At 52.3% G+C, this 15,205-nt stretch carries 15 protein-coding genes; 3 read left to right on the forward strand and 12 right to left on the reverse strand.

What is annotated here, in order from left to right:
* Positions 1–8: 8 nt before the first annotated feature.
* From D3P07_RS04160 to D3P07_RS04185, 6 genes are all read right to left on the reverse strand, one after another.
* Positions 9–1,358, reverse strand: coding sequence for a glucose-6-phosphate isomerase (locus tag D3P07_RS04160; protein WP_119798796.1), 1,350 nt, complete (start codon positions 1,356–1,358; stop codon positions 9–11).
* A gap of 146 nt (positions 1,359–1,504) precedes the next feature.
* On the reverse strand, positions 1,505–2,026 hold the full coding sequence (locus tag D3P07_RS04165) for a DUF420 domain-containing protein (protein ID WP_119798797.1): 522 nt from the start codon (positions 2,024–2,026) through the stop codon (positions 1,505–1,507).
* A 194-nt stretch (positions 2,027–2,220) separates the two neighbouring features.
* Positions 2,221–2,538: a pyrimidine/purine nucleoside phosphorylase gene (gene ppnP, locus D3P07_RS04170; RefSeq protein ID WP_119798798.1), complete on the reverse strand. Its 318-nt coding sequence runs from the start codon at positions 2,536–2,538 to the stop codon at positions 2,221–2,223.
* 51 nt (positions 2,539–2,589) lie between these two features.
* Positions 2,590–4,608, reverse strand: coding sequence for a transketolase (tkt, locus tag D3P07_RS04175; RefSeq protein ID WP_119798799.1), 2,019 nt, complete (start codon positions 4,606–4,608; stop codon positions 2,590–2,592).
* Positions 4,609–4,762: 154 nt separating this feature from the next.
* Positions 4,763–5,665 carry a formyltetrahydrofolate deformylase gene (gene purU / locus D3P07_RS04180; protein ID WP_119798800.1) on the reverse strand — a complete coding sequence of 301 codons (903 nt, stop codon included), beginning with the start codon at positions 5,663–5,665 and terminating at the stop codon, positions 4,763–4,765.
* A gap of 48 nt (positions 5,666–5,713) precedes the next feature.
* A complete protein-coding gene (locus D3P07_RS04185; protein WP_119798801.1) occupies positions 5,714–6,844 on the reverse strand; it encodes a deoxyribonuclease IV in 1,131 nt (376 codons plus the stop codon).
* Positions 6,845–6,944: 100 nt separating this feature from the next.
* Here D3P07_RS04185 and D3P07_RS04190 point away from each other — a divergent pair, with 100 nt between their 5' ends.
* The 3 genes from D3P07_RS04190 to D3P07_RS04200 all read left to right on the forward strand — a co-directional run bounded on the left by D3P07_RS04190 (position 6,945) and on the right by D3P07_RS04200 (position 8,877).
* Positions 6,945–7,382, forward strand: coding sequence for a DUF2621 domain-containing protein (locus D3P07_RS04190; RefSeq protein ID WP_119798802.1), 438 nt, complete (start codon positions 6,945–6,947; stop codon positions 7,380–7,382).
* Between the two features lie 88 nt (positions 7,383–7,470).
* Positions 7,471–7,953, forward strand: coding sequence for a hypothetical protein (locus tag D3P07_RS04195; protein WP_119798803.1), 483 nt, complete (start codon positions 7,471–7,473; stop codon positions 7,951–7,953).
* A gap of 21 nt (positions 7,954–7,974) precedes the next feature.
* On the forward strand, positions 7,975–8,877 hold the full coding sequence (locus D3P07_RS04200) for a TIGR01777 family oxidoreductase (protein ID WP_119798804.1): 903 nt from the start codon (positions 7,975–7,977) through the stop codon (positions 8,875–8,877).
* Here the strand turns inward: D3P07_RS04200 and D3P07_RS04205 are convergent, their stop codons facing one another.
* From D3P07_RS04205 to D3P07_RS04230, 6 genes are read right to left on the reverse strand one after another with little or no spacing between them, the layout of a single operon-like run.
* Positions 8,878–10,521: a DUF6382 domain-containing protein gene (locus tag D3P07_RS04205; RefSeq protein WP_182914170.1), complete on the reverse strand. Its 1,644-nt coding sequence runs from the start codon at positions 10,519–10,521 to the stop codon at positions 8,878–8,880.
* A gap of 27 nt (positions 10,522–10,548) precedes the next feature.
* On the reverse strand, positions 10,549–11,055 hold the full coding sequence (locus D3P07_RS04210) for an A24 family peptidase (protein WP_119798806.1): 507 nt from the start codon (positions 11,053–11,055) through the stop codon (positions 10,549–10,551).
* Positions 11,056–11,097: 42 nt separating this feature from the next.
* On the reverse strand, positions 11,098–12,084 hold the full coding sequence (locus D3P07_RS04215; RefSeq protein ID WP_147384475.1) for a TadE/TadG family type IV pilus assembly protein: 987 nt from the start codon (positions 12,082–12,084) through the stop codon (positions 11,098–11,100).
* Positions 12,050–14,269, reverse strand: a complete 2,220-nt coding sequence (locus tag D3P07_RS04220) for a hypothetical protein (protein ID WP_119798808.1) — start codon at positions 14,267–14,269, stop codon at positions 12,050–12,052. The genes D3P07_RS04215 and D3P07_RS04220 overlap by 35 nt, the downstream gene beginning before the upstream one ends.
* A 19-nt stretch (positions 14,270–14,288) precedes the next feature.
* Entirely contained in the window at positions 14,289–15,026 is a 738-nt protein-coding gene (locus tag D3P07_RS04225; protein WP_119798809.1) for a TadE/TadG family type IV pilus assembly protein, read from the reverse strand.
* Positions 14,998–15,186: a Flp1 family type IVb pilin gene (locus D3P07_RS04230; RefSeq protein ID WP_310732520.1), complete on the reverse strand. Its 189-nt coding sequence runs from the start codon at positions 15,184–15,186 to the stop codon at positions 14,998–15,000. The genes D3P07_RS04225 and D3P07_RS04230 overlap by 29 nt, the downstream gene beginning before the upstream one ends.
* Positions 15,187–15,205: the final 19 nt, after the last annotated feature.

Consider the following 15,205-nt stretch of genomic DNA (forward strand, 5'->3'; position numbering starts at 1 on the left):
GGCGCCGATTACAGGCGCGCTTCAAGCTCGGCTTTTTCCTTCTCGAAGCCAGGCTTGCCAAGCAAAGCGAACATGTTCTTCTTGTAAGCTTCAACGCCCGGCTGATCGAACGGATTCACACCCAGCAGGTAGCCGCTGATGCCGCAAGCCTTCTCGAAGAAGTAGACCAGGTAGCCGAATGTGTATGGCGTCATGTCGGCAATGTTCACGATCAGGTTCGGAACTTGACCATCTGTATGTGCAAGAAGCGTACCTTCGAACGCTTTTTTGTTGACGAAATCCATCGTTTTGCCCGTCAGGAAGTTCAGTCCGTCCAAATCGTCCGCGTCATGCTGGATCGCAATGTGCTCTGCTACTTCACCCACTTGAATAACGGTTTCGAAGATGTTGCGGTTGCCCTCTTGAATGAATTGACCCATGGAATGCAGATCGGTCGAGAAGTCGACGGACGCCGGGTAGATGCCCTTGTAGTCCTTACCTTCACTCTCGCCGTAGAGCTGCTTCCACCACTCCGATACGAAGTGCAGGGCAGGCTCGTAGTTCACGAGGATTTCCGTCGCTTTGCCCTTGCGGTACAAGGCGTTGCGTACAGCTGCGTATTGGTAAGCCTCATTCTCAGCCAGGTTCGGGTTGGCATACACTTCGGAAGCGTCAGCCGCGCCCTTCATCATAGCGTCGATATCGATGCCCGCTACTGCGATTGGCAGCAAGCCAACAGCCGTCAGAACGGAATAACGTCCGCCAACGTCATCCGGAATAATAAAAGACTCATAGCCTTCTTCGCTCGAAAGCTTTTTCAAAGCGCCCTTTTCTTTGTCCGTTGTCGCGTAGATGCGCTTGCGCGCTTCTTCCTTGCCGTATTTCTTCTCCAGCTCAGCGCGGAAAATACGGAATGCGATCGCAGGCTCCGTCGTTGTGCCGGATTTGGAGATAACGTTAATCGACCAGTCTCTGCCTTTAAGAAGCTGCAGCAAATGCGTCACATATGTAGAGCTGATATTGTTGCCCGCGAACAGTACTTGTGGCGTCTTGCGCTGTTCCTTCGGCAGCACATTGTAGAACGAATGCGACAGCATCTCGATCGCCGCGCGCGCGCCCAGGTATGAGCCGCCAATGCCAATGACGATCAGCACTTCGGAATCGCTTTGAATTTTCTCCGACGCCTTCTTAATGCGCGCGAACTCTTCTTTATCGTAATTCGTAGGCAAGTCAATCCAGCCCAGGTAATCCGAGCCTGCGCCCGTACCGTTATGAAGCTGGTCATGTGCCACGCGAACTTGATCCGTTAAATAATCGATTTCATGCTGTCCAACGAAGGACAACGCTTTGCTGTAATCGAACTTCACCGTATTGCTCATCGTTATAACTACCTCCCAAAATGTACGAAGCTGCCGCGCCCATACGGAACGCAGCGTTCAACTTTTCATTAAGAATAGCGAATATTCATCCCAAAAACAAGCTTATCGTACGTGAAATCTAGATGAAGACGCGCATTTCCAAGAGTTTAATAGTACGGGGATATCATCAAGTAAACGATAACGCCCGTCAAGCTGACATAGAGCCAGATCGGCATCGTCCAACGTGCTATCTTGCGGTGTTTCTCCACCTGTCCCGAAATTCCTCTCGCCAGCGAGAGCAGCGCAAGCGGCACTACAACAATCGCCAGTACAATATGCGTCAGCAGAATGAACAGATAGATCGTCTTCAGAATGCCCTCGCCGCCGTAAGATGTCGATTCCGTCAAGTAATGATACGTGACATAGGACACGAGAAACAGTGTCGTCGTCCCGAAGGCCAGTCCGATAAACGTGCGGTGCATGCGTACGTTTTTTTTCAAAATCGCGATCAAAGCAACTACCAGCGCCAGGAACGTAAAGCTATTAAATATCGCGTTCAGCAGAGGCAGAATCTTCACGTCGAAGCCCACTTCGCCGTGATACGCTGGCAGGAAGAACAGAATGGCCACTAGCGCGACAATGACGACCGTAAGCACAGCGACAATCGGGGTATAGTTTCTTTCTTTCATTGTGGATGTAATCCTCCTTCATGGGTACACGAGAGACTAATGTGCATGCTACTACTTTAGCCCATTTGACTCATGCGGCACAACGCGATTACAGCCCCGAATGTCACAAAAAAACGACTCTTTCCGGCAACAGCTGCTCATAAAATGGAGAAGGCCGCATCGCTCATGCGACACGGCCCTGTTCCGATTCCGGCTTATTCGTAAATATACGAGCAGCAGTAGTCCGATACTTCGGCAACTTGAAGCTTAAATTTCGTGTTGGCCGGTACAGTGAACTCACCTTCGCCTTGAATATGGCGCCATTCTGTCTCGCCTGGCAGCAGCACTTTCAGATCGCCTGCGAGGATTTCCATGATCTCCACGCAATCCGTACCGAACTCATAGTCGCCCGGCAGCATAATGCCCAGCGTTTTCTTAGTGCCGTCGGCGAATAGAACCGCGCGGCTTGTGACTTTGCCGTCAAAGTAAACATTGGCTTTCTTGACGACTGTTACATTTTCGAATTGCGACATAATGAAGATGCTCCTTTATGATATAGAATCAAGATCCAAGAAGGTCGCAGATTACAGCAAGGCTTTCACTTTGCTCACGACGTTCTCGACCGTAAAACCGTATTCCTTGATTACGCGGTCGCCAGGAGCGGATGCGCCGAAACGGTCGATGGCAAGAATATCGCCTTGATCGCCTGTGTAACGTTCCCATCCGAACGGATGCGCCATCTCGATAGCTAGGCGAGCTTTCACGTCCGGCAAAATAACGGAATCGCGGTACGCCTTCGGCTGCTTCTCGAACAAATCCCAGCTCGGCATGCTGATGACGCGAACTTGAATGCCTTCTTCAGCCAGCGCTTTTTGAGCAGCTACAGCCAGTTGAACCTCGGAGCCTGTCGCCAGAATTTGAGCTTGAGGCTTTCCGCCTGCCGCATCAGACACGACATAAGCGCCTTTACGCACGTTATCGCGAGCTCCGCTAACTGTTCCTTCCAGGATCGGCAGGTTTTGACGAGTCAGTACAAGCGCGACCGGATTCGATTGGTTCTCAATTGCGTATGCCCATGCTGCGGATGTTTCGTTCGCATCTCCTGGGCGGATAACGGTAAGGCCTGGAATGATGCGGATCGAAGCCAATTGCTCGATCGGCTCATGCGTCGGACCGTCTTCGCCAACTGCGATGCTATCATGCGTCAGCACGTACACAACCGGCTGGTTCATCAGAGCAGCAAGGCGGATAGCAGGACGCAGGTAGTCTGTGAACACGAAGAACGTACCGCCGAACACTTTGATACCGCTATGCAGGCTGATACCGTTCATTGCCGCAGCCATACCGAATTCACGAACGCCGTAGTAGATATTGCGGCCGTCGTAGCTGCCTGGCTTGAACTGCTCGATGCCCTTCAGATGAGTCATGGTGGAGCTCTCCAGGTCAGCGGAGCCGCCTGCCAGATTCGGTACGCGTTTCGCCAGAGCGTTCAGCGCATTGCCGGAAGCAACACGTGTGGACACAGGCTTGTCCTCCGTCGTGTAAGTTGGAAGCTCAGCATCCCAGCCTTCTGGCAACTCACCGGAGATCGCCAGTTCGAACTGCTTCGCAAGCTCAGGATGAGCTTCTTTGTACGAAGCAAGCAGCGCGTTCCACTCGGAGTTGGCTTGCTCGCCTGCGCTCTTCACTTCTGCGAAGTGAGCGCGCACTTCGTCCGGCACATGGAACTGATGGTCTTCGGACCAGCCATAGAACTGCTTCGTCAGCTTCGTCTCGTCCGCACCAAGCGGCGAGCCGTGAGTTCCTCCATGACCGCCTTTGCCGCCTTTGTTCGGGCTGCCGTATCCGATCATCGTCTTCACTTCGATCAGCGTTGGCTTGGAAAGCTCGCCTTGCGCTTCTGCAACTGCAGCGGACAGTGCATTCAGATCATTGCCGTCCTCTACGCGAAGCACTTGCCAGCCGTAGCCTTCAAAACGCTTCTGAACCGACTCGGAGTAAGACAGGTTCAGGGCGCCGTCCAGGGAGATATCGTTGGAATCATACATCACGACAAGCTTGCCCAGCTGCAAGTGGCCCGCCATGGAAGCCGCTTCATGCGAAATGCCTTCCATCAGGTCGCCGTCGCCGCAGATAGAATAAGTAAAGTGATTGATAAGATTGAATCCTTCTTTGTTGTAGACAGCAGCCAGATGCGCTTCTGCCATCGCCATGCCTACCGCCATCGCTACGCCTTGTCCCAGCGGGCCAGTCGTCGCGTCTACGCCTGCAGTGTGGCCGAATTCAGGGTGGCCCGGAGTCAGGGAGCCCCATTGACGGAAGTTTTTCAGCTCATCCATTGGCAGGTCATAGCCGGAGAGGTGAAGCAAGCTGTAGAGCAGCATGGAGCCGTGTCCTGCGGACAGGACGAAACGGTCGCGGTTCACCCAAGTCGGGTTCGATGGGTTATGCCTCATATTTTTCGCGAACAATTGGTAGCCCATCGGAGCTGCGCCCATCGGCATGCCCGGATGTCCGGAGTTAGCCTTTTCGATTGCGTCAATTGCAAGCGTGCGGATTGTATCGATAGAGAGTTGGTCGATTGATTTCTGAGTAACGGTCATATTGAATCCTCCTAAAAGTTTTGTGAAGCAAAACTTGCTTCGTAAGCATAGGCTTATGTTTTGTGAAGCAAAACTTGCTTCGTAAGCCACACTGTAGTCTGGCTAATCTATTGGTCAATCAGGTTAAAAGTTTTGAATATTGTATCACTCGCGATTAATTGAATACAACCGTCTTGTTCTGGTGAACCAGAACACGGTCTTCAATATGCCACTTGACGGCGCGTGCGAGAACGACACGCTCGATCGTGCGGCCGATCCGCTTCAGATCCTCGACATTGTCGCGGTGGCTGACGCGCTGTACGTCCTGCTCGATGATCGGACCGCCGTCCAACTCCTCCGTCACGTAGTGGGCAGTCGCTCCGATGATTTTTACGCCGCGGTTATAAGCTTGGGCATAAGGCTTGCCGCCTACGAATGCAGGCAGGAAGGAGTGATGAATATTGATAATACGGTTCGGGAAATGCTCGATAAATTTCGGCGATACGATCTGCATATAGCGGGCCAGCACGATAATGTCCGCTTTGTCCGCAACCAGCTCCATCTGCTTGCGCTCCGCTTCCGCTTTCGTGTCCGGCGTAACCGGTACGTGATGGAACGGAATGCCGAATGATTCGACAAGACCGCGCATATCCGGATGGTTGCTAATGACCATGGCGATATCGGCGTCCAGATCGCCCGCCTGCCACTGCCACAGCAGCTCCAGCAAGCAATGGTCTTCCTTGGATACCAGAATCGCCAGACGCTTCTTGCGGCTTGCGCGGAACGTGTGCCACTTCATCTCGAAGCGGTCAGCAACACGCGCAAAATCTTCTACAAGAACCGGCAGCTCCTTATCCAAATCGTTCAGATCGAACTCAAAACGAATGAAGAACATACCGCCCTCCGGGTCCATGGTATATTGGTCGGATTGCACAATATTCGCGCCATGCTCATAGAGAAAATGAGAAACAGCGGCTACAATGCCGGGACGGTCCGGACAAGAAATCAGCATGCGTGCGCGTCCGTTCTTATCTTGCGCTCCGTTCGTACGCTGCACTTGATTGGATGGAGATGACATACGATAATCTTCCTTTTCTATAATAATTTTTGTAATAGCCTGGATGTGCTATGCTTCTGCCAGAAAGGCTTTGCCCGCGAACCATGCCGTCAAACGCTGGTTCACCTGCTCCTCGGCAAGATCCCTTGACAAGACGCCATCGGCAATAATCATATCGTACAGACGTTCCATCGGCTCGCGCGGGTCGGCTTTTTTCGCCTTGGCATCATTTTTCAGCAGCGTCCACACATCAATGATATATTCACGCGAATCAATCTCTTGCTTCCCGAAGAAATGATGCAGACGTTCCACATCCTCCAGGAATTCTTCACCGAAGCGATTTCTCACTTCACCGCGCAGAAGCGCAATCTCAACCTCGTACATCGGACGTACTGTTTTGTCCTCTTTGCCGATCCACGGTGTCTCCAGGATGAACGGTCTGCCCTTCAGCGCTTCGTGATGAACGATATTCTTAATCGCGGATTGTCCAAGCCAGCCCGCACCGATCGGCGCATGACGGTCTTTGCCCGCTCCTCTTGGGTTTTTGCTGTCATTGATATGAACAACCGCGACACGATCCAATCCGACTGTGCGGTCGAATTGCTCCAATACGCCGTCCAGATCGTTAATCAAGTCATACCCGGCGTCATGCATATGGCAAGTATCCATGCAGACCGTCAGGCGCTCGTTATATGTCACTTTGTCCATGATGGCTGCGATTTCGTCGAAGCTGCGGCCAATCTCCGTACCTTTGCCTGCCATCGTCTCCAGCGCTATGTTCACATTGGTGTTGCTCGTGCCCGCCAGCACTTCGTTCAAGCCTTCCGCAATTCTTGCGATGCCGAACTCCGCATCCTTATCGGTATATGCGCCAGGATGCAAGACGATGTTGCGGACGCCGATATGATCCGTACGGCGAATCTCCTCTTGCAGGAAATTGACAGCCAGCTCGAACGTGTCTTCCTTGTAGGAGCCTAAGTTAATGATATAAGGCGCATGGACAACGATCTCTTCGATGCCGGCTTTGTTCATAAGCGCCTTGCCCTCTTCGATATATAGCGATTCAATCGGTTTGCGCCGTGTATTCTGCGGTGCTCCGGTATAGATCATGAATGTGCTGGAGCCGTAAGTCATGGCTTCCTTCGCAGCAGTCTGAAGACCCTTGTCCGAAAATGATACGTGGGAACCTATTTTCAACATGTTACTTTCGCCCCTTTCGGTTGATCAAACCTTATTTTACAAGGAATGTCGAAATAAATCTAGGAATACGCTATAATTCATTATTGAGGTGACAGTTACAATGGGCACAACGCCGAATTGGTTCATTTATTTCATCGTTTTCTGGGCCGTTGTCATGGTTATTGCCATGTCCATAGGCGGTTTTTTCATGTTCCGCAAATTTCTGAAGGTTCTTCCCATGAGAGACGGGAAGTCCAAGCTGGATTGGCAGAACTATTGGGTTGAACGCAGCCGCAGCATGTGGGGCGAGGAAGCCAAGCAGTTTCTCGATGAGCTGGTATCTCCCGTACCTCAAGCATTCCGGGATATCGCCAAACATTCCATTGCCGCGAAGATCGGTCAAGTCGCGATTGAGCAAGGCGCCAAAACCGTTACAAAAGAGCATTGCATCGAAGGGTACATAAGAGCCACACCGAAGCGGGATTACCGCAGCCTCGTGCACTTTTTGGACAAAAAAGGCATCGACTACGCGCCATATCAGCACTTGCTGAACAAATAGACAGAGCTGCCAAGGTGGCAGCTCTGTCTGACATTTATGCAACCTCGAGAGGCTTTTTTTCGTTTAGTATACAGGAGGTGCTTCAACTATGAACTTAACAAACAAGAAACGCAAGAAAGCGGCAACTGCCGGAGCGCTGCTGCTGGCTGTCATGCTGACGATGTCTGCATGCGGAGCGAATGCCAACAACCCGAGCAGCAGCGGGAACCCCAACAACAGCGAATCAGGTTCCCCAGTCGACCAGCTCCCGGACAACAATGGCGTACAGGAGCCAGGCGCTCCATCCAATGACGACGACAATGACAATAATTCCTCAACCGATAATAATGGCATTGGCGAATCTGCGCCAATTAGCGCGGAGGGCACCTATACTGGCCTGATTGATTCCAACTCGCTGGAAATCACAACCGACAGCGGAGCAGGCGCTTACCGCATTCCGGAGGAGCTTCGCTCCGTCGTCGACGAACTGCCTGCCGATGCCAAGGTGAAATTCGAATATACCGAAAAAGCAATAGAAGGCGATACAGACGTCAAGCAGCTGTGGCTGACAAAGATTGAAGCTGTGCAATAATCCTGACAAGGAGAGTGCGGAATGCGGATAGCGATTGCCGGAGGCAGTGGATTTATCGGAAAGGCTCTGACCAATGCTCTGATGGAGCGGGGAGATGAAGTATGGATCATCACAAGAGGCAACCGCGCTGGAGCATCTGATCTTGGGCCGCAGGTCACAACCGTAGCCTGGGACCAGCTACAACGAGAGCCGGGCAAGCTGGAGGGGATCGATGCGATCGTAAATCTGGCCGGCGAGAGCATCAATCAAAGGTGGAATGCTGCCGCCAAGGCTCGTGTTCTCCGCTCCAGACAATGGGCAGCGGCTCGGGTCACAGAGCTGGTAAATGCACTTGAACGCAAGCCCGCGGTTGTCATTAATGCTTCCGGCATATCCGCATACGGTATTTCTGCTACAGAAATCTTTGATGAAGACAGTCCGACAGCCGTCACCGACTTTCTTTCCGAAGTTGTACGCGAATGGGAAGTGGCCGCAGATGCCATTCCGGCGAAGCGGCTTGTGAAGCTGCGGATCGGCGTCGTCCTGGATCGCCAAGGCGGCGCTTTTCCGCTTATGGTCCTTCCCTACCGGCTATTCGCTGGAGGAAGGGTGGGAAGCGGCAAGCAAGGCTTATCCTGGATACATATCGAAGATATGGTAGGCCTGATCCTGCATTGCCTGGACAATGATACAGTCCAAGGACCTGTAAATGCATCGGCTCCTGATCCCGTTACAAACGACGAGTTCGGCAGAGCCGTCGCCCGGGCATTCGGTCGGCCTCATTGGTTTCCCGTACCTGCGCCAATGATGCGGCTTCTATTCGGAGAGATGTCAACCTTGCTATTGGATGGCCAGTTCGCCAAGCCCAAACGGGCACTCCAAACCGGTTACTCGTTCCGCTATCCGACGGTCGACAGCGCCATGCGTCAGCTGGCAAGCCGCTAATTAACCTGTTTTCAATTCGTATAAGGGTCCCTTATCGCCCGCAAGATGGATTCGGTCTCCGAACTCCAGCTTGTAGGATTTGTAAGGGACCATTAATTTGCCGTTTAACAGGCTTCCGTTTCTGGAGCCGAGATCCTTGGCATGATGAGTACCGTCAATTCGCTCAATTTCCAGATGAAGGCGAGAGATGCCGTCGGCATCATCTGCATAGCCTACCCCAGTGCCAGATCTTCCGATTTTGAAATGATCCTCCGAAAGCGCGATTTGCTCTTCCTTGCCGTTCCATGTCCGCGCAAGCCAAGCGCTGCGTGCGCCCGTCCCCAGCATGACCGTCTTATGCGACGAGTCTTCATCATTAGCGCTCAGCTGTATCGTTGGCGGAAGAGCAACCCTCGCTTCCGTGTTAGCGGCCAACTTGGGATTAGGCACGGAATAGCTGCCCATGGATTCGGTCGTAGCCGGCAACGGTTCGAGTGCTTCGGCTGCCGGAGGCTTACTCCAAGCAAAGCGCGGCGGAAGCACGCTGGAATGCGGTTCGAAATCCTCTTCCATATCGGGCTGATCCCTCTTCGTCATTAGCAAAGCGCTCCCTCTTTTTCTTATCATGATGAATCCTGCCAAGGCAAACAACGTCAACCCGGAGCTGATTAGCAGGTTTTGCTGCGTTGGCTGATCCATATACAGGAATCGCCAGATACAAGCGGTCACGAGTAAAAAAGCGGCTCCCGCAATCCACTTCGCCCTTCCCTTGTTATCGTCGTTTTCATTGTCCTCATCCCCCTCATAAGACCATGAAGGCTCTTCTTGATGCTTATACCGGGATGGTAAACCATCATCCAGATTCGAATGTTGTCTGGAATGGGACTCTTGCTGCTGCATTGTCGAAATGTGTGGTGCTGATAAGAGCGGGATTGATTGAGGCGTGGACTCTTCCGCAAATTGCTGCCTCATCTGCAGCTTGGAAGAATGTGCCGCATCATCATTAGTCGAATAAGGCTTCGACCCTATACTCCGTTCTGCTGAATACTTTGGCGTCTGGGCATAATCAACCGCCGGTCTATGAATGACCGGCGACTCCTTTGCGATCAGATCCAGCAGTGTATCCCGGAGCTCTGTCAGAGAAGCGCGGTTATGCTGAAGCAACTGCAAAATCCGCTTTAATCCCGCTCCGTCGAGAGGCTCTACGTACGAGGTCCACCGAACGGCAAGCGACAACAGCTCCTCCCCGTATTGGCGTTCCTCGCCCCTGTCCTTCAGCGGTACATATATCAGCTTCAAATCGCCGAATCTATCGCCCATAAACATAAACTGCTCATTCAGCAGGCAGCCTTCGGGTCTGAGCATATACTCTTTGCACTCTAAGAGAGCATCTGTCAAAGCGAGAATCAGCGAGTAATACTGCTCCATGGTCAGCATGTCCTGCTGAAGCCGGTGAATCATCATTTTGCTGCCCGTCAATTCGTAACGAAACGTAATGGTTCCGTCTATCTCATACCAGTCGAGCGGAAGCAAATACGGAATGCGCTGCGAGCGAAGCATCTGCAGCTCCAATTCATCCAGTTCGCTTCTGCTGATGCCGTCCTCCCTGTCAATCGTCATCTCATGTCCCCGGTTCATGGCAAAATCCATTCGTAGCCTTCGCATTTCAAGTCCTCCTTTCATGATCTGCGCTTAACCCATCACCCACACCGTAACCGCCGCTGGCGCCACGGCTAACATAAACGGAAAGCTCTTGCCTGACTTGGCCCAATCGAACCAATTGATCGTTCGGGCTGCGCCGGGATACGCGATGACCATCAGGGCAGCCATCCGTTTGGCAAACGCGCGATTAAAGGCCAGGAGCAGCACACCGAACGCTCCCGCATATAAAATCGCATACATCATTAGCTGCGCAATCATGGCAGCGCCGACCCAAGCCCCCAGAGCGCCGAACAGCTTAACATCCCCCGCTCCAATTCCTCCGAAGGCATACAGAATAAGCAAGGGTATAAAACCCGCTGCCGCTCCGGCTGCTGCATAAAGCCATCCCTGTGCCTCCATGCCGGCGGCCAATCCGTGATAAAGCATGCCAAGCACAAAAGATGTTCCAGTCAGCCAATTTGATATAGTTTGATGCCTCATATCTGTTATGAACGCAATTAATAATTGTACGGCCGCAGCCCAAAGAACAATCGTCATTTCAGTTCTTCTCCTTCCCCGGGCCGTGCTGACGGCTTTCGGTTACTTCTGTTTTTTCTCAACGGAGAAATGCTTGGCGACACTACCAGGCTTGCTAACCCCTTCAACTGCCAGCTCCCAAATGCCCGGTGTCGTATTGCCCGATACATGCCAGGTCCATTCCACATAGCCGCTTTCATCCGCAGTCGCTTCCCCCAAATGCTTCGCCTTGCTCGCTCCGCTCTTGTAGTTCACGCTAAGCGACACCACCGCTCCCGGCTCCGTCTTCACGATGACGGTCGCCTTATTGCCGGGCCGAATCGGAGACGGCTCAATCGAGATAATATGCAATGGAAGCGTATCCTCATCAGCATCTTCCATTCCGTACGTCGCGGCTGCCGCATCGCTTATCCACACCCGTTCATAGGCTTGCTCCTTTAAGATGATCGGCTTGCTGTAGAACGGCAGCCTGACCGGATATTCGTACTTGAGAGCAATGGCGATATAAGGCTCTTCTTTTTCTTTAAGATCCGGCAGGGCTATATAATCCAATGAAATCTTGTCTGCTCTAAGCAAATAAGGATGGGCATATTGCCGTACAAATGGTTCAATAACTGCTCGGCCAAGCTCAGTCGCGGCTACATTTTGCATCGGACGCCAGTCTCCCCGCAAGGCGGACGACACCAGCTTGCCAGCCGGGTCAGGGAGCCATTCCGCCATCTCTGCGGCAGTCTCGTTCCACTCGGGCAAAGGCTGCCGCTCCGAAGGTGCTTCGGAGGCTGCCCCTTTATCCCATTGCGCTCTAGCGAGTTCAATGGGATAAATGTGGGCGGCAATTTGACGCACGCTTTGCGAAGCCGTCATATGCAAGGCCATCTGTGCAGCGCACATGGAAATAAATAGGGAAAGAATGACCAGCAGAAACAAGATAAACGGCATCACGAGCGCGGCTTCGAGAATAATCGAACCTCTCTGTCCATGTAACCATCGCTTTGGCAACCGTTTGCCGGTTGGATTAATAGGACCAGCCCACGGTTTGCGTCGTTTCATAGCGGTTGCCCACAACCTTTCCCTGAAGCAAATCAAGGCGCCCCAGCATCCCCATCACGCCGGGAAGAAACCAGAGCTTCATCGACACCCTCGCTTCTCCCGTAACGCCTGACGGAACCTGGGCAAGCGTAAGCCCGGTATTGTGTTCAATAACCGCAATCATGCGGCCAAGCCTCTTCTCTTGGTCACCGCCGTGAAGCAGCATAAATATCCTCAAGTAATCCAGATAAGAAAGCTCTGCCTTTATGTATTTGGATATAGGCGCAGTCCCTTTCGTAGCGAACGAAATCATATCCTCCATCGTTTTCTCCAGCCCGTATATGATGGCAGCTGACAATATGAGCAACGGATGGCCCAATGAACGGCTGGCGACCAGACCTTCCATCGTCCGGATGGCAAGCCGTACAGAAAACAACTCCCCGTATGCAGCGATCAGATTGCCCATTGGATCATGAAATCCGTACAGCACATATTCCAGCTCCTGGTTGTCGAAAGAAGCCATCTGCGACAGCCCGTCTGTATCGCCGCTCTCCAGCAGCTTGCGCAGCTGCTGGGGGGCGAAATAGGAAAAGCGGCCCGCGGCATATTCTCCAAAATAGAAGTAATCGCGGCCATCCAGCAGCATGTCCGACATCCCCGAAAAGAGACTGTCCATCAAGCCAGACGATTCCTTAGCGGCATCTTCCGCATCTGCTGCCTGTGTTACTTTACGAGGCCCGGCTGTCTCTCCTCCCTGGTCATTAAAAAGCAGATTTTGCTGATAGCGCTCTTTCACTTTAGCGAACTGTTCTTGATGTTCAGGCATGGCAGACGTCCCCGACAAGCCGCCCAGCATGTTTTTGGCTTGCTTCCATAATGATTTTGTTTTTGCCTTTTGCTCTGACAGCTTGTTCTTGACTGAGCTGTCGAGCACACTTTCCCGCCGCTGCTTCATTACCGTTCCATGAGGTCCGTAATCCTGCTCATAAGCAGAGACGACCGAGACGGCTTTTGATGAACCATTCTGCAAGGAGGCTTGCCGTGAAGAAGAGAGCGGCCATGACATAGCTGTGCTCCAAAGACTGATCAATTGATCGATCTCGCTCGCTGCGGCATACCCCCGCGAGCTTTGCGCCAGCAGCTCCTGCTTGTACCCCTGAAACCATTCAGATGAACGCAGCAGCTTTTCGCCGCTTTTCCGCATCTCCTCCAGATCCCGGACCGTATCATTCGGAAGCGCATAGTCGTCTGATCCGGCCACATCCGCGCCCGCTACCTCGTCATACGCGCCGACTGTCGCTTTTTTGGACTCTTCGACAATACGCTCCATCTGGGCATTCACTTCTCTTGATTGCTCGATCTTGCGGAGTGCATCTTCCAGAAGGCTGTCATGCTGCTCTCTCTTGCCGCCTCCCGTCCGAAGCTTGCTCTGCATCTGGGATACGCTGTGCCGGTAGGACGCAATAGAATAGGAATAGGCCGGCTCTTCATCCTCGGGCAATGATGCGTCATGCTCTACCTGCCGAGCAAAACTCGCATAACGGTCCGCCAGGCTCAAGGAGGTTGCAGCGGAATTGCCTGAGGAACCGCTCCCTGCCGGAATGGCTGCAACAGCTTCGTTGTCTATTAGGGTCGTCACAGCCTTCTCCTGCAAGCTTAGGGCCTTCTCTAGCAGCTCTTCCCGCTTCTCATACAGCTTGCGTAGATCCTCCAGCGTCTGAACGGCTCCCGAGCTTTCCTTAAGCGCCTTTGACAACGAAGTGAACTTCGATAAAACCTCCAGCGTAAAATCAACCGGAGCTTTGTACTTCATCTCTTCGAGTACCTGTCTCGCGAATACGTCATGCTGTCCTAGCGTATAGGCTGTCTGCACATCAGCCTCTTCTAGTTGGCTGACAATAAAATCGAAATGCGATCTTGTGTCCAGTCCTGTATACTTAGCTCCGCTTCCTCCGAGCACCTCGGTAAAAATCGCTTTGCCCTCCGTTCCTCCGCGCCCAAATAATCCATACTTCTCGTAGAGCGAATCATCATATGCCGACAGTACAGAACGAATCCCCGTACGGGCTTCGTTCTCTGTCTTCAATTGGAAGGCTGCAATCCGAGCGTAATCGATCAGCACAGAGAAGAAGAGCAGCAGGGAAGCCATAATGATAACGGACAAGATCGTTACGACACCGTTTTCTTGAATCAGCAGCTTTTTCATCTGACAAATTTATGCCTCCTCATGTTCCACCCTTGCCTTTGCTGCCGTATGAATGCAAGATGTCGCCCGCTCTGCTCTCCGCCGTAGATTTGCCCATAAAGTGAGTCTTCAGCTTAGCGCTATAGTACCTTGCAAGATCGACGCTCCGAATGAATTCGACTGGATCAACGATTCTGCTTTTGGCTTCACCATCAGGCTCCCCCCTAATCCAGCTGCTCTCAAAAGGCATCAGCCGGATCGGCTTACGGAGAGAGGTCTCCACATACCGGCTTATCCCATCTCCCGCATATTGAACGGTGCCGTTATAGCCTAAACCTGCCGTCGCAAGCCATTGGGCTGAATTCGCCAACTTGCGTTTGGTTAAATCGCTGTTCTCGGAGTCAATTGATTCTTGTATCTCCTCAGGCAGAGAGACGCTTCTGCGGCTTTCATCCCCTGTCAGGCCGAACAGGCTCGCCAAAGCGCCATCAGAGCCTAAGCGGCGATACAAGCTATCATACACAGGCTTGGTCAGGATACCGGTTCTGGCATCCCGATAGCTATTATCCCAGCTAAAAGCCGCTCGCTCCGATATCGCGGAGACCGAATAAAAGACGATGACTTTCTGATAGAGGTACATGCCCAGCAACAGAAAAGAGAGTACCATAGCGAGCAGAATCGGAAGGACAATCGACGCCTCAAGCGTAAAGCTGCCCTTCTCTTCCTTGTGCCACTTACGGAAGCGGGATTTAACGGTCAAAGATTTGTTGGGCTTCACTGTCTGCCTTCTTTAACAGAGAATTAACCAGTTTAACAATCCAATCTTTGAAGATAAAAGCGATAATAATAACGACCGCGATAATCAAAATAATTTCCAACGTACCAATACCTTCCTCATTGCGCCAAAAACCCTTCATACGATCTGCTATTGCTTTCATGTTCAACATCTCCCGTATT

This window comes from Paenibacillus sp. 1011MAR3C5 (assembly GCF_003591485.1).
Lineage (GTDB): Bacteria > Bacillota > Bacilli > Paenibacillales > Paenibacillaceae > Pristimantibacillus.